We start from the raw sequence: 17,449 nt of genomic DNA on the forward strand, positions 1-17,449 counted from the left end.
TGTGATTGTCTTTATCGCAGCTGTCTTTGAGTTATGGGGTGCGATCGACCATTGCTTTGACAGCAACACCTCTACAATAGGACTTACACATGGGGCCCGAGAAACCGGGTTTTTTAGAGAATATGTGGGTCACAACGAAGTATTTTCGTAAAAAACCCGGTTTCTTTGGTTGGGTGCGTAAGTCCTGTAAAATTAACCAATGAGGAACCATGGCCAATCTCAATGTAGAAACCCCAGATTTTGTATTAAATATTCCCAAAAGAGGAATGCCCGTAACTATAATTACAGGCTTTCTTGGCAGTGGCAAAACTACCTTGCTCAATCAAATTCTCAAAAATAAGCAAGACTTAAAAATTGCAGTTTTAGTTAATGAGTTTGGGGATATTAACATTGATTCCCAATTACTTATTTCTACCGACGACGACATGGTAGAATTGAGTAACGGCTGTATTTGCTGCACAATTAATGATGGATTGCTTGATGCAGTTTACAGAGTCTTAGAGCGAGAAGACCGCATTGATTATATGGTGATTGAAACCACTGGAGTTGCCGATCCGCTACCGATTATTTTAACATTTGTCGGTACGGAGTTGCGGGATTTGACTAACTTAGATTCTGTTCTCACAGTTATTGATGCTGAAACCTTTACTCCCGAACATTTCGACAGTGAAGCCGCTTTTAAACAAATAGTATTTGGCGATATTATTCTGCTCAACAAAACTGATTTGGCCACCCCAGAAAAAGTCAAAGAATTAGAAGATTATATTCGCACAGTCAAAGATGGGGCGAGGATTCTGCACTCTCAACATGGTGAAGTTCCTTTGCCGTTAATTTTGGGGTTAGGATTAGCAGAAATAGATCTTTACATTAACAGGTTGAATGAGGATAAACATGACCACAAACATGACCACGAACATGATCACGAACATGATCACGAACATGATCACAAGCATGAACATCATCACTCCAAACACTTAGAAAATGATGGATTTATTTCGTTTTCTTTCCAAAGCGATCGCCCTTTTTCCATTAATAAATTCCAAGAGTTTTTAACGGAGAAGTTGCCTAACGATGTATTTCGAGCTAAAGGCATTCTCTGGTTTGCCGAAAGCGATTTACGACATTTATTTCAACTCAGTGGAAAACGATTTAGCTTAGATGGTGACGATTGGGGTAAATCCCCCAGTAATCAGATAGTCTTCATCGGTCGTAACTTAGATTTGGCAAAATTACAGCAACAAATTGCTGAATGTGTTGCTTAAAAAGTAATCTCCAAAAAACAAACACACCCGAACTACTTTCACGGAAACAACCATGACTTCAGAACTTAAATTTCCACTGATAGACTCTAGCATTTCTGTCAAAACTCAAGGAGAACCAGTAGTTTCTGAAGCTGAAATGATCCAAGCTGTAAGAACGTTATTACTAGGTTTAGGAGAAAACCCCGATCGGGAAGGATTACTGGATACGCCTAAGCGAGTTGTGAAAGCGTTGAAGTTCTTAACTCAAGGCTATAATCAATCTTTAGATGAACTTCTAAATGGGGCAGTATTCACCGAAAATACTGACGAAATGGTATTAGTTCGGGATATTGACATTTTCAGTTCTTGCGAACATCATATCTTGCCAATTATCGGTCGTGCCCATGTTGCTTACATTCCTAATGGCAAAGTAATTGGTTTGTCTAAAATTGCCAGAATTTGCGAAATGTATGGACGACGTTTACAAGTTCAAGAACGGTTGACAGCACAAATTGCTGATGCACTTCAAGGACTATTAAAACCCCAAGGAGTTGCCGTTGTAATTGAAGCAACTCATATGTGTATGGTGATGCGTGGTGTACAAAAACCTGGATCTTGGACAGTGACAAGTGCGATGCGCGGTGCATTCTCAGAAGATCCTAAAACTCGCCAGGAATTTATGAGTTTAATCCAACATAAATCTAATTTTTAGGGGGTCAATTTTCCCCGGTAGAGACTAAGCATGGCTAGTCTCTACAGAGGGGTTAGAAAATTCCGAGAATTTCAGTTTTCTGGCTGACTTTAAACTTTAACAGGACTTACGCACCCAACCAAAGAAACCGGGTTTTTTTACGAATTAGTATTTCTTTGTTTGTCATTGAAATTCCCACGATATAACTATTCCCAGGAATTTTAATTCACTTTTTCTAATAAGGCTACTGCATAAGCCGCAATTCCTTCTTCTCGACCCACCGGGCCTAATTTTTCATTGGTGGTGGCTTTGACACCAATTTGATCGGAATTTAGGTTTAAGGTGGTGGCAAGGCGATCGCAGATTGCGCTAATATGGGGTTTTAATTTCGGACGTTCTGCGACAATTACAGAATCAATATTTCCGATTTTCCAACCTCGATCTAATATTAGTTGATTCACCTGTTTTAACAGGACTAAACTATCCGCCCCCGCCCATTTTTCATCGGTTGGGGGGAAATAATGCCCAATATCTCCTAAACTTAACGCCCCTAACATCGCATCCATAATGGCATGGGTTAAGACATCCGCATCACTATGTCCTAATAGTCCGAATTCATGATCAATTTTAATCCCACCTAAAATTAATGCCCGTCCGGGGACTAATTTATGAATATCATAACCATTACCAATGCGAATATTCATGGATCTTTTTTCTAATTGAAATCAACACAGTTTTTTATTATAGGGTAAGTCTAAATAGATTTAACAAATTGAATAGACTTAACAGACTTAACAGAAGTACGCGGAGATTGGGAAGCCGCCACACAAAAAAAAGTAAATAAAATTAAAAATATACTAAGTACATAACCTAGACCCATCATGGCATAGGAATTAGTCGTACCATTACGGAAATATTTGAACAGTAAGACATTAGGAAGCAAGGTTTTCATGATAGTAACCTCCAGGGGATTAACCTTAATAATACTTGACACTCAAACCGCGAGAATCTTAGCACGCTATTGACCTTATCAGGTGATTTTAGCGTTGTTTTAGTAGATGACTCTCTGGGATGATTTTAATTTTGATGGGAGTTCGTTTAGATTAAACGAAATGGAAGGAAAACAGTATTGATGACTACTGGTACTTTTCGAGTGTTGTTTTGTACCTATCGACGGTGAGCGAACTGGCACTGTAGAACTTACAAGACCATCATACCACAATAATCGTCTATTCACACCATCAAATCTGACAACCTCGATACGGGTAACTATATCTGTTCTATTCATTCACCAAAAAGGATTCAAAATCCGGTACATTTACCCAAGTTCCAGTTGCATTGGATTCCTGGGTTAAATCCATTAAAAGTTGGGAATAAACCCCTTCTTTAAGCGAAGGTGTTAAACTTGTTCCCTGTTCAATTCCGGTTATCCATTGGTCAATCACTCGTAGCAAAGGAGCAATCCGGCCATCGGGATAAATTCGGGTAAATTCTAATACTTTGGGGATAGGAATTTCGGTTAAAGGTTGCCCCTTTTGGCTTCCCCATAATCGAAATCCATGCACATAATCCTGTTGATTATCACTACCTAAAATTAATGTGCCTTCACTGCCATAAATTTCTAGCCAATGTCCCCGTCCTTGGTAAGTAACAGAACTTAAACAAACTTGACAGGGAGTGCCATCATTCAGTTCTAAAATTAGGGTACAAATATCATCAGCATCAACAACTTTTAATTCTCCTCCAGCTTCCGGGTCTGGACGCAAGGAAATAGAAGTATTCAGTTGTCCACAGAGGCGTTTAATGGAACCAAATAACCAAGAAATATAATCAAAACTATGGGAGCCAATTGCCCCTAATACCCCGCCTCCTTTGTCTTTTTGAGCATACCAATTCCAGGGACGAGTTTCATCGGCACGGCTAGAAACTAACCAATCAATTTTGATTAATCTTTTTTGACCTACATAATTTTCTGCTAATAGTTGAGATAAATGTTGCCAAGCTGGAATAAACCGAAATTCAAAATCTAGGCTAGTAATACAGCCTTTAGATTGGGCGAGGTGATAGAGATATTTTGCTTCTTGAACTGTTAAGTTTGTGGGTTTTTCTAATAATAGATGTTTCCCGGCATTTAGGGCGATTTTAGCCATATCAAAATGCAAAAAAGGCGGGGTGGAAATGGCAACTCCTTGAACTTCAGGTAAAGCACAAATCTCCTCAATACTATTACAAGCATGGGGAATATTATGGCTGGAGGCGATCGCTTTGGCTTTGTCTAAATCTCGATGATAAACCGCAACTACTTGGGTTTTAGGATGGTCTTGAAAGGCAGGAATATGAACTTTTTTACCAAATCCTGTTCCAATTATGGCGATGCCAATTTTTTTGTCGGTTGTCATGGTTTCTCCTGATGAAAAAAGTTTTAGACCCGCGTTAAATGCAATTTTTGTCTACCTTAAATTAAAAATATTGAGATAATTCTAACATAAAGAGGAATGGTTAATAGAAGTGGGAAATCGCCAGTGGGTTTTTTTAACCAAAGATGAAAAAATTGGTTATCGCACCTCTCAACTTTTGAGTATTGCTCAAGCAAATGTGAGGGTATTTGTTTTAGCTTCAACAAATTTGTCGGGAGATGCGATCGCTTTAACTTTTGTAAAAACCTTACCCAAAATGACAAAATTTGCTTTAAATAATCATCCTCCTTTTATTGCTAAAGTTTATCGATCCGGGCGAGTAATTTCTTGGAGAAATAATACAGAAATACTCCTAAGAATATAGTTATAAATTAACTCAGATTAAAAGCGGTTCGTGATTTTATTTTCTACCCATTCTATCACCTGTTTTCCTAAATAAACCCCATCCAATAAATCAATTTCTCGAATCCCCGTTGGACTGGTAACATTAACTTCTGTTAAATAACCTCCAATAATATCAATTCCCACAAAATATAAACCATCAGCAACTAATTTAGATGCTAATTTTTGACAAATCTCCCGTTCTCGATCCGTAATTTCGGTTTTAGCAACCCGTCCACCCACAGCCATATTTCCTCTAAATTCCTGACCCGTAGGAATCCGATTAACCGCTCCAATCGGTTCACCATTTAACACAATAATTCGTTTATCTCCGTCTTTTGCTTCTGGTAAAAAGGTCTGAATCATCACCGGATATATACCCTGTTGAGTGCTAATTTCAATTAGAGAATTAAGATTGCGATCGCTCCCTTCCAAAAATAAAATGCCCTCTCCTGCTTTTCCACCTAAAGGTTTTAAAACCGCCGCTCCTTGACGTTCAACAAACTCCCTAATTACCTGTTTATCGCGGCTAACAATGGTTGTTGGAATGCAATCTTTAAATTGCAGGGCGTACATTTTTTCGTTCGCTGTTCTTAACCCGTGAGGAGAATTAACTACTAAAGTTTTTTCGGGATTAATATAGTCTAAAAGATAGGTAGCATACAGATAGGGAATCGTGACTGGTGGGTCAGTTCGCATGAACACCGAATCCATATTTTCCAAGGGTTGAAGTATTGATTGACCCACCGAAAACCAGGGTTCCTCAACTCTCCATCTATCCTGATCTCTAATAATAGGAGTCAGATTAACCGGGGTTAAAAGTGCCCAGGTTTGACCGTCAATTACATTTAATTGGTGAGCTTGTGTCACCCAAACTTCATGTCCTAAAAGTTGCGCTGCTTCCATTAAAGCAACACTGCTATCATGACTTGGATTTAATTTTTCGATGGGGTCAATAATGAAAGCAAATTTCATCTTTATTTACAATTAACAGTTAACAAATCAAACAAAATATGGTATAATAAATCCTGGCATTTAAAACCGACCGAGAATAAATTAGGAGTGTTTTATTTTGCCAGGATTGAGACTAGAATTAACCCAGTAAAGGATTAAGTTTCCCTTGACTATCTAAGGCATGAAGATCATCACATCCCCCAATATATTGATCATCAATAAAAATTTGGGGAACTGAACGGTGACCATTAGCCCGTCGTGCCATTTGATCTCGTGCTACTTCATCCCCATCAATGCTATATTCGGTGAAGTCTACGCCTTTGCTTTTCAGCAATCCTTTAGCTCGGATACAGAAGGGACAGGTTCTCCAAGTGTAAATTTCAATGTTTGCTGCCATAGAGGGTTGGTGGAAATTGAATCGTTTTTCCTTATGTTAATATAAAATCAAAAATTGATCTATTTTATTCTGAATACTCAGACTAAACCCACCCAGACTGTCCTGATTTAAGTAAAGCAAAATGTCAACTTATTTTTCTGTAATTGCGCCTCAACCTCGAATTGCTGTTCCCACTTCCGATCCTTATAATCCAGATTATATTGTACAACCCGGGACGGGTTTAGATGGTGTTGTTAAGATTCAAGATATTCATGGTAGAAGTTGTACAGGCTCATTATTAATTACGGGTAATCATATTTTAACCGCCGCCCATTGTGTCACCGATAAATTGGGGCAACCAGATTATTCTTCCCCCTCAGAATATACCGTTTATTTTAACTTACCATCGGGTCAAATAGCAATTCCGGTTTCTCAAATTTATATTTATCCCGATTGGAATCATGATTTTAATTTTAACAATGATATTGCTATTTTAGAACTGGCTAAACCCGCACCCCAAGAGGCAAATCGCTATGAGATTTATACCAGGTTTGATGAGGTGGGTCAAGTGATGCAAAAAGTAGGTTATGGTGTTCCTGCGACGGGTAATTCAGGACAAAATAGCTATTCTGATCCGGTTCCAACTAAGCGTATAGGAAAAAATCGTTATGATGCTTTGGGGGAGTTATTTAATAGCACTCCTTACCATTATAATAATCAACCTGGCAAACAATTAGTTTATGATTTTGATAATGGTTTAGCCCAAAATGATGCCTTTGGAAAAGAATTTGGGATTAATGATTTAGGATTGGGAGCCGAAGAAATTAATATTAGTCCTGGAGATTCGGGAGGCCCAGGTTTTATTGATGGCAAAATTGCTAGTCTAACCTCCACGGGTTTTACCCCAGCGATGTCGGGTATTGATGTTACCAATAAATTAGATGAGAGCTTTGGGGAATATGCTTCCGATATCCGAGTTTCGGTTTATGCAGATTGGATTAATCAAATTATTAATCCTTTTCCCTATAATGGAAATGATAATATTATTGGCACAATTAATAACGATTTTCTCTATGGATATCAAGGGGATGATACAATTAAAGGTTTAGAGGGAGATGATAATATTTTTGGGGGAAAAGGTTCTGATGATCTCTATGGAGATGAAGGTAATGATACCCTCTATGGAAATTTAGGATTTGATATTATTTGGGGTGGATTAGGGAATGATTTTTTAGCTGGAGGTCAGGATTATGATTATCTATATGGAGAAGCCGGAAATGATACCTTAACGGGAGATTTAGGAACTGATTATTTAACCGGAGGAACAGGATCGGATCTATTTATTCTTTCCTTAGTAACCTCTGGTTCGGATGAACTTTTAGCAGATTCTATCATGGATTTTGAACCCGGTATTGATAAAATTGGTTTAACCCAAGGCTTGACCGAAGCAAATTTAATCTTGGAACCTTCAACCAGTTCCTCCTCTGACACAGTAATTCGTGTTGTGGGGTCAAATCAAGTTCTCGGAACAGTTTATGATATTTCCCCTCAACAACTTCGAGGTTATTTTATTTCCGTTTAACTTGACCTCCCGTGCTAACCTTGCGGATGAAACTATATTTTTTAATGGATTACAACAATGGAAGAAGTGAGTTCTGCGGTTAAACGACTTTATGACACCTATCCCTTTCCCCCTGACCCCCTACTGGATGAACCGCCCCCTGGATATAACTGGCGCTGGTCTTGGCCAGTAGCCTATAGTTTTTGTACGGGTCAGAAGCCCCAAAATCTTGATATCCGTATTTTAGATGCAGGTTGTGGTACGGGTTCGAGTACGGAGTATTTAATTCAACTTAACCCAGAAGCCTCGGTTCTTGGGATTGACCTGAGTGAAGGGGCGATTCAAACAGCAATAGAACGCTGTCGTCGGTCTGGAATTTCTACCCCCGGAACCCCCGCCCCGGAATTTGGCCGTTTAAGTCTTTATGATGTAGGACAGTTGGAGGGACAGTTTGATTTTATTAACTGTGTTGGGGTTTTACACCATTTACCCGATCCAATTCGAGGGATTCAAACCTTAGCATTAAAGTTAGCTCCTGGGGGGTTAATGCACATTTTTGTCTATGCTGAATTGGGACGCTGGGAAATTCAGTTAATGCAAAAAGCGATCGCCCTTTTACAAGCAGAAAAACGGGGAGATTATCAGGACGGGGTGAAAATTGGTCGTCAGATTTTTGAAGCTCTACCGGAAAAAAATCGCCTAGTTACTTATGAATCTAAACGTTGGGGATTGGAAAATCAGCGAGACGAATGTTTTGCAGATATGTATGTTCATCCTCAAGAAATTGACTACAATATTGATAATTTATTTGAGTTAATTGATGCTTCGGGGTTGGAATTTATTGGTTTTTCTAATCCTAATTATTGGAATTTAGAACGCTTAATTGGGAACTCACCGGAGTTGCTAGAACGGGCAAATCAATTGAGCGATCGCCAGCGCTATCGTTTAGTTGAACTCCTTGATCCTGAAATCAGTCATTATGAATTTTTCCTGGGACGTTCCCCCTTACCCCTGAATAAATGGTCAAATGATCAGGAATTATTAGCTGCTATTCCTGAACGTAGTCCTTGTATGAATGGCTGGCCGAGTCAAAATTTATTTGACTATAATTATCAAATTGTGAGTTTATCCGATGCGGAATTTGAGTTTCTCAAAGCCTGTGATCAAAATTCCGAATCTCCTTTAACCGTTGGGGAAATTTTAACTCAAATCTCTTTTGATTTAGAGGGGGTGCGATCGCTTTTCAATCGACAGTTAATTCTATTATCAATCAAGCGGAATTAACCCGAAAGTCAACAGCGATTTAACAACCGTTTCCAAACCTGATTTGATCTGGGGTTTGGAAACGAAACTACTCCTACAAAATAGGCATAGAAGCAGCCAGAGTACATTTATCTGAATAACAGTTATGGAACGCATACCAGAACCGGAAGTCATGGATAATTGGGAAGAAGCCAGGGAATATGATGCCATGGATTTTACCCAAGTGAATCAAGAATTTACAGAATTAGCGATAGAATTAGGGCCAGAAACCGGATTAATATTAGATGCGGGAACCGGGACAGCCCGAATTCCGATTTTAATTGCTCAAAGGCGATCGCAATGGCAAATTACCGGAATTGATTTATCGGCAAATATGCTATTCATCGGGAATCAAAATGTTGAACAAGCAGGGTTAGAGCAGCAAATTAAATTAGAACAAATCGACTCCAAGCAGTTACCCTATCCCGATGCTACCTTTGATATGGTGATTTCTAATAGTATTGTTCACCATTTAACCAATCCTCTGCTATTTTTTCAAGAGATTCAGCGATTATTAAAACCTCAAGGGGGAATATTTCTGAGGGATTTAACTCGTCCGAGTTCTGAAACAGAACTTAATAGTTTAGTTGAACAATATGCACGAGATTGTAATGAACATCAGAAAAAATTATTTAGAGATTCCTTAAATGCGGCTTATACTTTAGATGAAATTATTAATTTTATAGAATCTGTGGGTTTAGAAAATATGAGAATTTATCAATCTTCCGACCGCCATTGGACAGCAGAACGTTCCTATCGCCCTCCGAAATAGTAGTAATAGTATAATCCCAGAAACTCGAACCAACGAAGATGAAGTCCAACAAATTAGGGGATAGTGACTTACTGGTAAGCGAGATATTGGGAGGAGTTAAGGGATCTACCCTCTATTGAAACCGAACGGAAATAGCAGGAGGAATCCCTAATTTGATATCAATAATGATATCTTTAAAGAGCGAAATATAAACGCTTTCAAGTTTATCATTACATTTTTTTGCTAATAAAATAGCATTGAGAACAGCTACGAGGAGTTTATTATTATTGTTTTCTGACTTAATCTGCTCAATCATCTCATTTTTGATATTATCAATTGATCCCCGCAAAGAAGTTTTAATTTGTGGCAAGACTCCGGCTTCAATACTAAAACTATCTACTTTCAATCCTAATTGTTCTGCATAAGGGAGAAATTTTTGATATTCCTCAAGAATTAGATTAATTTTTTCTTGAGCGACAGCAGCCATTTCTGTCGTCTGTTCTTGAACCTGATCTATAACTTTGCCTTGAATTTGTAGGGCTTGTTCAGAGATATTTTGAACCGCTTTTACTTGATTTTTATTTAAAAAATAAACCAGTAAAACTAGAATGACTACAACCAAGAGAAATAGCCAGTTAGAGGAGATAGATGGTAAAGCATCTAATTGACTTAAAACCGGGGGTAAATTAGCCACAGAGAAGATGGGCGAGAAAAATTCAATAGGTGTCATTGTCTTATCTTTAAAGTGCCTATGGTTTAAGGGTCTGATTTGCTAAAAATGTAATTTTAGCATATAATAAAAAAACGTCAACTGGGTTATTTACTGCTTGGCCGAGTTGATTCTTAATAAATCGTGACAGAGTTTTATGAGCCAAATAAAAACAACCATAGAGGTAAAGTTAATAATAATAGCGTAGAACCCATTGCTAAATTAGTAACGGCTAATTCTCGATCTAAATTAAAGGCTTCGGCTAATACCAAAGTTGCAAAAGCCGGAGGAGTTGCCATTTGTAAGACCAAAACTAATAAAGGAGATCCTTTTAATCCTAATAGTGTTAATCCATAACCTAAAACTAAAGGCACAATTAACATTTTAATCGCTAAACTCACAGAAGCAGGTCGGAAATGATGCCAAGAATTAAGCTGACTTAAACGCATTCCCATTAACACTAAAGTTAAGGCTACACTTCCCCAAGCAATGCCGCGTAAACCCTGTTCCATCGGATTTGGTAAAGGAATATTCCGCACCATTAAACCAATTACCATACTAATTAAAGCCGGATTAGTTAATGACACCCCAACTAATTGCCAAGGATCTTGTCTTCCCATACCAAACCTAGCAGCTAAAGCCACCCCCAACCCATAGGCTCCAATCACCGTTCCCAAGCCATCATAAAATATAGCCCAACCAAAATATTTCGGGCCGACTAATGCTAAACTTACAGGGAAACCAATATATCCCGTATTTCCCACCATAGCCGCCAATAAAAAACTCCCTTGACCGGGGAGAGATTGGGGTAAAATATCCCATTGTGGAGTGCGGCTTTGCCAGTATAACCCTATCCCAGCTAACCCCGCACCGAGGAAAATAGCAGCCCAAGCCACTAAGGGAGCAATCCAAATTGAACCCGATAAATCAGCTTTTCTTAAAAAGGCAATAATGGCAATCGGAACCACACCCCAATATAAAATTTTACCTAAATAATAGGGAACAATTTCGGGTAATTTTCGACCCAAAATCCATCCGATTAAAATGCCCCCAACCAGCCATTGATAAAGCGTTAAAAGTTGACTTATAGAATTAGACATAAAGATTAAGTTAAAGTGTTGACCCTTGGCTGTTGACAGACAAGTGCTTGTGATGGATGACTAAATAGGGGATTATCTAATAAAATCGAGACTTTCATGGATGTCAGGAGTCAAACCGTTGAAGAATTCTAGTCTGCCGAAACAGGCCCAAACCTTAGCCGATGGCGTAACAGAAGATATTCCAGAGGCGATACGAGATATTCCCTCGCTTCCGGTGGTTTCCTCTGGCTCCTCTGGGAAGCCGGGGCTATTCTGGAAAATGCTAGGGTTAGCCGTGGTAGCCTTCTGTACCGCCTTAGTTATGAATTATCAATTTGGAATTCTGGCTCCTCGGTCTGATATTCCCGTAGCCCAAACCCCAATTTCTGTGGTTACGCCCTCACCTTCTGCGTCTTTGTCTTCAACTCCCCCGCCAACGAGTTCCCCAACCCCAACCCCAACTCCGACCCTTCCCGAGACTTTATTGGGTCATCTCCCCTATCAAGAAGCCCCGGAATCAGAGTTAAAAAGTATTACGGCCGATGGGGGGCATCGGTTACGCAAAGCTGCCGCCAAAGCCTATCAAGAAATGGAACAGGATGCCAGAGCTAGTGGGGTCAGTTTAGTTCCGATTTCAACCTTTCGCAGTGTTAAAGACCAGGAAACGATCTTTTTTGAAATCAAAGCCCAACGGGGACAAATGGCAACTAAACGGGCAGAGGTCAGTGCTCCTCCGGGTTATAGTGAACATCATACGGGTTATGCCATTGATATTGGAGATGGGGGCAGACCCTCTACGGATTTGAATGTCAGTTTTGAAGAAACCCCGGCGTTTCAATGGTTAAAAGATCATGCCGCTTTTCATAGTTTTGAGTTATCCTTTCCTAAAGACAATCCCCAAGGAGTGAGTTATGAACCTTGGCATTGGCGTTTTGTGGGCGATCGCGATAGTTTGGAAACTTTTTACAAAGCCAGAAACCGGAAGGAAAATTGATGAGAACTACCAGTTTAAATCTAATTGCCATTAGTGTTTTCTGTATGACTCTATCGGTGTTATTAAGTCCGGTATTAAATATTTCGCCCTTGATTCCGGCGGGGATTACTTTTTTTTTATTGGGGGTTGCCACTTTAGATGTTTTTCAGTTTCAAGGTCAGGGGGCGAGTTTATTAATAGATGGGTTAGCAGGAACTTCCGCATCAACTCAGGAGCGAATTTTACACCATGAAGCGGGACATTTTTTGGTAGCCTATTTGATGGAAATTCCTATTCAGGGATATGCCTTAAATGGCTGGGAAGCCTTTAAACAAGGATTTAAAGCTCAAGGGGGGGTGCAGTTTGCTGATCAACTTTTATGGGAACAATTGCAACAGGGTCAGATTTCTGCTCAGGTTTTAGATCGTTATTGTGCAGTTTGGATGGCGGGAATTGCCGCAGAAACTTTAATATTTAAAAAAGCCGAAGGAGGACGGGAAGATCGAAATAAAATTATAGCAATTTGGACTCAGCTACAACGCCCTTTAAGTGAAGCTAAAATTAAGGAGCGTTGGGCAATATTACAGGCTAAAACATTAATTGAAACTCACAAAGTGGCTTATTTGGGTTTAGTGGAAGCGATGAGAAATCGGGCTTCTGTAGAAGATTGTTGTCTAGGAATAGAACAGCAAAAGCAATAATATAGAAAATAGTTCGACGGGATAACTGCCGATTATTCAAGCAAAAGGGAAAATTCTATGACCTTTGAACAAATCTATCAATTTTTCCAAGAACCGCCACCTATCTATCTTAATAAAGAACTGGCGGTTTGCTATATTTTATCTGTATTTCTCCAAAGGGACTCCTATGGAACTGAACTAATTGAACAACTGGAGCAGGAATATTCTAACTATAGATTATCCGATACGGTTCTTTACAGCGCCCTCAAGTTTTTGGAAAAACAAGGAACAATTACGGGATACTGGCAAAAGGTTGAAGGTCGGGGACGACCTCGCCGGATGTATCAAATTCTGCCGGAACATCAACCCCAAGCCCAAGAATTAGCCGGACTTTGGTACGAATACACTTCTAGCCAAGGTAAACTACAAATCAATGAATAACCTTTAAAACTAGACTGACTTCATTTCCTATGACTCCCGTAATCCCTTCTACTTTTGTGTTGACTCTGTTAATGGTTATTGGCTTATTCTTTTTTGTTCGAGCTTCAACTAAAGATCGGATAGAACAGGAAAAACTGATTGCCGAACAGGAAGCAGACTCCTTGCTCACACAAATCCAGCAGCATTTTGCCTCCCGAGCCTATCGGATTACGGCGTTAAATCGGGAAGCCAATCAAATCACCTTTGAGGGGTTAGTCCGTCCCAGTTGGTTTTTAGCTATCTTCCTCACCCTATTAACCGCCGTGGGACTGTTATGTTTGGGGTTAGTCCTATCTATGGCTATGCCCAACCTAGGCAAACTGTTTTGGGGACTGGTGTTACTTTCGCCCCTGGCCGGTTGGTTCTATTGGAAAGGCTCCGGGCGTCCAGAACAGGTCTATCTCAAGCTAGATGCCGTCATTGATCAGGGTGAACAAACTCAAAGTTTGATTACCGTAACTGCCCACCGAGACGAACTGGCGACGCTCAAACAAGCCCTTAACCTAAAACCCTGCGAATAATTTTAGTTACCATCAGGTTCAAAACCGCAAACACGACAAGGATGCCAACGGTCTTGAATCTTTATTCAGGATATAATTGCCAAAATTAGAACAATTTTGATTCGTGGCACTGGGGTTGGGAGTAATTCCACCTTGCCAGTAAGAATAAAGAGAAATTCATCCCAACCAGCACCCGGAATCAACTGACTAATTTTTTTCCCTCGCGCCTGCCTTATCAGAGTTAAGGAGTGAAGCTCATGTTAATCATGGCTCTCATCAGGTGTCACGGCTCAAGAAAAGTTCTGGATTTGACATCCACCCCGCCGTAAACGGAAGGGGATTACTCACCACGCCACCTTTTCAGGATGGTCGCTGAATGGGGTTGACGCTTCGCAGACTGTTGCTACCTTGGCGGTAGTCTTACACGGTCTCCACGTCCGTTTTAAGTCTCGGAATGCCCTCCCGCGACTTAAGTTTAACCTCGTTCACTAAGTTAAACTTTTTGTTCGATTTGTTAATTAATGCGTTCAAGGAAAGTCGTCCTAGAAGGACGAGGTTTTAAACCCATTTTTCTGATAAAACCCTTTCACTAAGAAGATGGGATGTTGCAGACAACATCTCGATTTCAAACCCCCTTAGCTGGGGAAGCAGAGGAAACCAATGTGGCCTTCTCCACAAGCTGTTTTAAACTGGGGAATAAAAAGTGATTCTCCTCAACGTACTGGGCTCCAAATAGACCCTTTTCAGCCCAGAAGTATCGATCCGTGGTATGCTCATTTCGTTTTACAAGAAGCAAAGCCGGAGGAATAATTCCTTCAGCATGGATAAACTTACGAGCGGCCGTTACGGGTTTATCTTCGCCACTTGAAATGCTATATTGAGGCACACATTCTAAAATCCTACGTCCTTCTTGTCTGCGACGGCTTTTACGCTTACGTCTTCTAGCCAACTTGTTGACCTCCTTTTTAAGCAGGCGGGTTGTAAATATAGCTACAAAATCCGAGGGAATTATATCTGTTCTAGTTCAAAATATCAAGCTATTTTAATAGATTGACACAAATTGATAAAGAAGGGGATCAGGAGTAGGGGATCGGGAGGCAGGGGAGGCAGGGGGAGCAGGGGAGGTAAACCCTTTTTATTACCCATTACCAATTACCAATTACCTGTTGAATTCCATGCTCACAGCCAGTGCTGAATTTGTCCAACTGTGCCGCACCCAACTGTCGTTAACCGCGAGTTTGGGCGCTTCCTTGAGTGTAGTCTATTTAGCTGAGGCGTGGGTAGATGAAGAACATAAAAAATTGATTCCCATTGCCACCTATCCTGAAACATCCCCGGATGATTTGGATATTCCGGGTTTGATGGGTCTGCCCGAAACCTTAACCCCTATTTCACCCATGCTATTAACCACGGAAGTCACCGGGAAAACAAAAGTCTTAATGCCTGCGGTGGAAATGGATGATTTTTCGGAAACAGAAGTGGAAGCAGAAGCTCCTTGGCAACAACGGAGTCAAAAGGTTTTAGCATTAATTCAAGAGGATGTGGTTTTGGGATTTTTGGTGACTGGACGCAATGACCGACCCTGGAGCCCGGAGGAATATGCTCAACTCCAAGCGATTGCCCATACCTTAGCCCTTGGCTGTATTTTAGATCAACGCGCCCAATGGTTCCAGCAACAAATAGACCGACAACAACAACTGCAAGGACAGCAAGCCGATACACTGCATAATATATTCCATCAACTTAAAAGCCCTTTAACGGCTGTTCGTACCTTTGGTAAATTATTATTAAAGCGACTATTACCCGAAGATAAAAATTATCCTATTGCTAATAGTATTTTAAGGGAGAGCGATCGGATTCAAGAATTATTAGCACAGGCGGATCAAACCTTAGAACAGACCCAAAGCTTCTTGAGTTTGCCTCTAACGGTGGAAGTTGCCACATCCACGGCCGAAACTTCCCTATTCTCGAATTCAGTCTTACCCTTGTTACCTGCTTGTGATCAACTTGAACCCCTATTATTGTCGGAGGTATTATCCCCTTTAATTGTATCGTCTGAGGCGATCGCCCAGGAACGACAATTGGAATTTGAAGTTGACATACCTGAAAACCTGCCCCCCATAAAAGGGAATGCTAAAGCTCTGCGGGAAGTTCTGAGTAATCTTCTCGATAATGCCTTAAAATATACTCCTGCTGGGGGAAAACTCTATATTCGAGTTCAACTGGCTTCTCCTTCCCCAGTCGGAGGAAAAACCCTAAACTCTCAAGTGGGTATTGGTATTAGTGATACTGGCCCAGGAATTCCCCCAGAAGATTTGGAGCATCTGTTTGAACGTCACTATCGCGGTGTTCAGGTTAATTCTGAAATTCCGGGGACGGGTTTGGGGTTAGCGATCGCTAAAGCCTTTGTACAACAGATGCAAGGAGAAATTCAAGTCTTCTCTCCTGTCCATCCGGCTTGGGTATCCGAGGATAGGGCTTGTACTGATAATACTTCGCCTGGAACGACATTTATAGTTTGGGTGCGGGTGGCAATCCCGGATCAAGAATTGAACTTAATTTGATAGAATCGTTCTTTCTCAACCAATCTTTCCGTCATCCCAAGGGATATTCAAACCTAGAGGGTAAAATCTTTTTTCCCCATTACCCATTACCCATTACCCATTACCTATTCCTCGCTATAAAAAAACATGACTTCATCCAGTAGCCCTGATAATAGTATTGATCAACCCATGACTCCCTCCACTGGATCAGAGGATAGTTTAAATAAGCCTATCCCTTATATTGTTCAGAAAGATATAACTGATCGTGCTATTGAGCGAAAAATCCTTTGTCGGGTGTTGAGTCAAGCCCATATTGATGTTTCAATTCGTTGGTCAACCGCCCATCTTTATATCGGGATTCCCAGTACAATTTTAGCTGCCATTGCTAGTGTACAAGCTATTAATAGTTTAGGGGGAGAGTATCAATTATTATCTGTAGTGATTGCGGTTTTAGTGGCAATTCTTGCCCCCTTATTGACTTTTTTAGATCCTAATGGTAGGGCTAATAATCATTTGAATGCTTCTAGGATTTATGAACAAATGGCAGATCAATATGACTCTTTTATTCTCAAATGTCGATTAGAACCCCGCTCTATTAAAGAAGAATTTGATGATTTAACTCAGCTTAATTTTACTTATAGTGAAAGTAAAAAGAACCTGCCTGCTTGTCCAGAATGGGCCTATCAAAAAGCGATAAATACTAATAATTCAGTACAAAAACTTATGCCAGGTGCTATAAAAAAAATTGAAAAGCAGTAAAAACAGTTATTCAGTAGAGACGTGCCATGGCAAGTCTCTACAAGTCTATAAA

20 protein-coding genes are annotated in these 17,449 nt (G+C 40.2%); 12 read left to right on the forward strand and 8 right to left on the reverse strand.

Annotation, left to right across the window (positions count from 1 at the left end):
- The first annotated feature begins 209 nt into the window (after positions 1 to 209).
- The gene (locus NMG88_RS19195; RefSeq protein ID WP_235751957.1) at positions 210 to 1,262 is read left to right on the forward strand and encodes a CobW family GTP-binding protein; all 1,053 of its coding nucleotides are present in this window, start codon (positions 210 to 212) and stop codon (positions 1,260 to 1,262) included.
- A 52-nt stretch (positions 1,263 to 1,314) separates the two neighbouring features.
- Entirely contained in the window at positions 1,315 to 1,953 is a 639-nt protein-coding gene (folE, locus tag NMG88_RS19200; RefSeq protein WP_042156242.1) for a GTP cyclohydrolase I FolE, read from the forward strand.
- Positions 1,954 to 2,153: 200 nt separating this feature from the next.
- Here the strand turns inward: folE and ispF are convergent, their stop codons facing one another.
- The 3 genes from ispF to NMG88_RS19215 form a co-directional block, all read right to left on the reverse strand.
- Positions 2,154 to 2,636, reverse strand: coding sequence for a 2-C-methyl-D-erythritol 2,4-cyclodiphosphate synthase (ispF, locus tag NMG88_RS19205; RefSeq protein ID WP_026798142.1), 483 nt, complete (start codon positions 2,634 to 2,636; stop codon positions 2,154 to 2,156).
- A 50-nt stretch (positions 2,637 to 2,686) separates the two neighbouring features.
- Positions 2,687 to 2,884 (reverse strand): hypothetical protein, encoded by a 198-nt coding sequence (locus NMG88_RS19210; RefSeq protein WP_144390496.1) that lies wholly within the window; start codon positions 2,882 to 2,884, stop codon positions 2,687 to 2,689.
- Between the two features lie 328 nt (positions 2,885 to 3,212).
- Entirely contained in the window at positions 3,213 to 4,331 is a 1,119-nt protein-coding gene (locus tag NMG88_RS19215; RefSeq protein WP_026798144.1) for a Gfo/Idh/MocA family protein, read from the reverse strand.
- A 103-nt stretch (positions 4,332 to 4,434) separates the two neighbouring features.
- Between NMG88_RS19215 and NMG88_RS19220 the strand changes: the two genes are divergently transcribed.
- Positions 4,435 to 4,713 (forward strand): hypothetical protein, encoded by a 279-nt coding sequence (locus NMG88_RS19220; protein ID WP_227351529.1) that lies wholly within the window; start codon positions 4,435 to 4,437, stop codon positions 4,711 to 4,713.
- 17 nt (positions 4,714 to 4,730) lie between these two features.
- Here NMG88_RS19220 and gshB read toward each other — a convergent pair whose 3' ends face one another.
- The gene (gene gshB, locus NMG88_RS19225) at positions 4,731 to 5,705 is read right to left on the reverse strand and encodes a glutathione synthase (RefSeq protein ID WP_026795713.1); all 975 of its coding nucleotides are present in this window, start codon (positions 5,703 to 5,705) and stop codon (positions 4,731 to 4,733) included.
- Positions 5,706 to 5,823: 118 nt separating this feature from the next.
- Entirely contained in the window at positions 5,824 to 6,081 is a 258-nt protein-coding gene (gene grxC, locus NMG88_RS19230) for a glutaredoxin 3 (RefSeq protein WP_026798146.1), read from the reverse strand.
- A 121-nt stretch (positions 6,082 to 6,202) separates the two neighbouring features.
- Here grxC and NMG88_RS19235 point away from each other — a divergent pair, with 121 nt between their 5' ends.
- The 3 genes from NMG88_RS19235 (at position 6,203) to NMG88_RS19245 (ending at position 9,695) form a co-directional block, all read left to right on the forward strand.
- Positions 6,203 to 7,642 (forward strand): trypsin-like serine protease, encoded by a 1,440-nt coding sequence (locus NMG88_RS19235; protein ID WP_052369670.1) that lies wholly within the window; start codon positions 6,203 to 6,205, stop codon positions 7,640 to 7,642.
- Between the two features lie 57 nt (positions 7,643 to 7,699).
- Positions 7,700 to 8,905, forward strand: a complete 1,206-nt coding sequence (locus NMG88_RS19240) for a class I SAM-dependent methyltransferase (RefSeq protein WP_193372713.1) — start codon at positions 7,700 to 7,702, stop codon at positions 8,903 to 8,905.
- Between the two features lie 124 nt (positions 8,906 to 9,029).
- Positions 9,030 to 9,695 carry a class I SAM-dependent methyltransferase gene (locus NMG88_RS19245; RefSeq protein WP_227351215.1) on the forward strand — a complete coding sequence of 222 codons (666 nt, stop codon included), beginning with the start codon at positions 9,030 to 9,032 and terminating at the stop codon, positions 9,693 to 9,695.
- Positions 9,696 to 9,807: 112 nt separating this feature from the next.
- On the opposite strand, the gene NMG88_RS19250 is transcribed toward NMG88_RS19245, so the two are convergent.
- Both NMG88_RS19250 and NMG88_RS19255 read right to left on the reverse strand, forming a co-directional pair.
- Positions 9,808 to 10,404 (reverse strand): hypothetical protein, encoded by a 597-nt coding sequence (locus NMG88_RS19250; protein WP_227351214.1) that lies wholly within the window; start codon positions 10,402 to 10,404, stop codon positions 9,808 to 9,810.
- A gap of 134 nt (positions 10,405 to 10,538) precedes the next feature.
- A complete protein-coding gene (locus NMG88_RS19255; protein ID WP_042156235.1) occupies positions 10,539 to 11,483 on the reverse strand; it encodes an AEC family transporter in 945 nt (314 codons plus the stop codon).
- 118 nt (positions 11,484 to 11,601) lie between these two features.
- On the opposite strand from NMG88_RS19255, the gene NMG88_RS19260 reads away from it, so the two are divergent.
- Genes NMG88_RS19260 through NMG88_RS19275 form a run of 4 tightly spaced genes read left to right on the forward strand, consistent with a single transcriptional unit; the run spans position 11,602 to position 14,116 of the window.
- The gene (locus NMG88_RS19260) at positions 11,602 to 12,456 is read left to right on the forward strand and encodes a M15 family metallopeptidase (RefSeq protein WP_042157849.1); all 855 of its coding nucleotides are present in this window, start codon (positions 11,602 to 11,604) and stop codon (positions 12,454 to 12,456) included.
- Positions 12,456 to 13,136: a hypothetical protein gene (locus NMG88_RS19265; RefSeq protein ID WP_042156233.1), complete on the forward strand. Its 681-nt coding sequence runs from the start codon at positions 12,456 to 12,458 to the stop codon at positions 13,134 to 13,136. The genes NMG88_RS19260 and NMG88_RS19265 overlap by 1 nt, the downstream gene beginning before the upstream one ends.
- 57 nt (positions 13,137 to 13,193) lie before the next feature.
- Positions 13,194 to 13,556, forward strand: coding sequence for a PadR family transcriptional regulator (locus NMG88_RS19270; RefSeq protein ID WP_042156231.1), 363 nt, complete (start codon positions 13,194 to 13,196; stop codon positions 13,554 to 13,556).
- 29 nt (positions 13,557 to 13,585) lie between these two features.
- Positions 13,586 to 14,116, forward strand: a complete 531-nt coding sequence (locus NMG88_RS19275; protein ID WP_026798149.1) for a cofactor assembly of complex C subunit B — start codon at positions 13,586 to 13,588, stop codon at positions 14,114 to 14,116.
- A 604-nt stretch (positions 14,117 to 14,720) separates the two neighbouring features.
- Here NMG88_RS19275 and NMG88_RS19280 read toward each other — a convergent pair.
- Positions 14,721 to 15,044 (reverse strand): DUF3155 domain-containing protein, encoded by a 324-nt coding sequence (locus NMG88_RS19280; RefSeq protein ID WP_026785969.1) that lies wholly within the window; start codon positions 15,042 to 15,044, stop codon positions 14,721 to 14,723.
- Between the two features lie 226 nt (positions 15,045 to 15,270).
- Here NMG88_RS19280 and NMG88_RS19285 point away from each other — a divergent pair, with 226 nt between their 5' ends.
- Positions 15,271 to 16,659 (forward strand): sensor histidine kinase, encoded by a 1,389-nt coding sequence (locus NMG88_RS19285; protein ID WP_227381192.1) that lies wholly within the window; start codon positions 15,271 to 15,273, stop codon positions 16,657 to 16,659.
- 126 nt (positions 16,660 to 16,785) lie between these two features.
- On the forward strand, positions 16,786 to 17,397 hold the full coding sequence (locus NMG88_RS19290) for an SLATT domain-containing protein (protein ID WP_144390495.1): 612 nt from the start codon (positions 16,786 to 16,788) through the stop codon (positions 17,395 to 17,397).
- Positions 17,398 to 17,449: the final 52 nt, after the last annotated feature.

Source organism: Planktothrix agardhii (assembly GCF_904830935.1).
Classification (GTDB): Bacteria; Cyanobacteriota; Cyanobacteriia; order Cyanobacteriales; family Microcoleaceae; genus Planktothrix; species Planktothrix agardhii.

Bases quoted from the DNA above. Each gene is read 5' to 3' on its own strand.
- folE (WP_042156242.1), top strand. From the start codon at position 1,315: ATGACTTCAGAACTTAAATTTCCACTGATAGACTCTAGCATTTCTGTC.
- NMG88_RS19285 (WP_227381192.1), top strand. From the start codon at position 15,271: ATGCTCACAGCCAGTGCTGAATTTGTCCAACTGTGCCGCACCCAACTG.
- NMG88_RS19235 (WP_052369670.1), top strand. From the start codon at position 6,203: ATGTCAACTTATTTTTCTGTAATTGCGCCTCAACCTCGAATTGCTGTT.
- NMG88_RS19250 (WP_227351214.1), bottom strand. From the start codon at position 10,404: ATGACACCTATTGAATTTTTCTCGCCCATCTTCTCTGTGGCTAATTTA.
- NMG88_RS19265 (WP_042156233.1), top strand. From the start codon at position 12,456: ATGAGAACTACCAGTTTAAATCTAATTGCCATTAGTGTTTTCTGTATG.
- NMG88_RS19270 (WP_042156231.1), top strand. From the start codon at position 13,194: ATGACCTTTGAACAAATCTATCAATTTTTCCAAGAACCGCCACCTATC.
- NMG88_RS19195 (WP_235751957.1), top strand. From the start codon at position 210: ATGGCCAATCTCAATGTAGAAACCCCAGATTTTGTATTAAATATTCCC.
- NMG88_RS19210 (WP_144390496.1), bottom strand. From the start codon at position 2,884: ATGAAAACCTTGCTTCCTAATGTCTTACTGTTCAAATATTTCCGTAAT.
- ispF (WP_026798142.1), bottom strand. From the start codon at position 2,636: ATGAATATTCGCATTGGTAATGGTTATGATATTCATAAATTAGTCCCC.
- NMG88_RS19240 (WP_193372713.1), top strand. From the start codon at position 7,700: ATGGAAGAAGTGAGTTCTGCGGTTAAACGACTTTATGACACCTATCCC.
- NMG88_RS19290 (WP_144390495.1), top strand. From the start codon at position 16,786: ATGACTTCATCCAGTAGCCCTGATAATAGTATTGATCAACCCATGACT.
- NMG88_RS19215 (WP_026798144.1), bottom strand. From the start codon at position 4,331: ATGACAACCGACAAAAAAATTGGCATCGCCATAATTGGAACAGGATTT.
- gshB (WP_026795713.1), bottom strand. From the start codon at position 5,705: ATGAAATTTGCTTTCATTATTGACCCCATCGAAAAATTAAATCCAAGT.
- grxC (WP_026798146.1), bottom strand. From the start codon at position 6,081: ATGGCAGCAAACATTGAAATTTACACTTGGAGAACCTGTCCCTTCTGT.
- NMG88_RS19275 (WP_026798149.1), top strand. From the start codon at position 13,586: ATGACTCCCGTAATCCCTTCTACTTTTGTGTTGACTCTGTTAATGGTT.
- NMG88_RS19245 (WP_227351215.1), top strand. From the start codon at position 9,030: ATGGAACGCATACCAGAACCGGAAGTCATGGATAATTGGGAAGAAGCC.
- NMG88_RS19255 (WP_042156235.1), bottom strand. From the start codon at position 11,483: ATGTCTAATTCTATAAGTCAACTTTTAACGCTTTATCAATGGCTGGTT.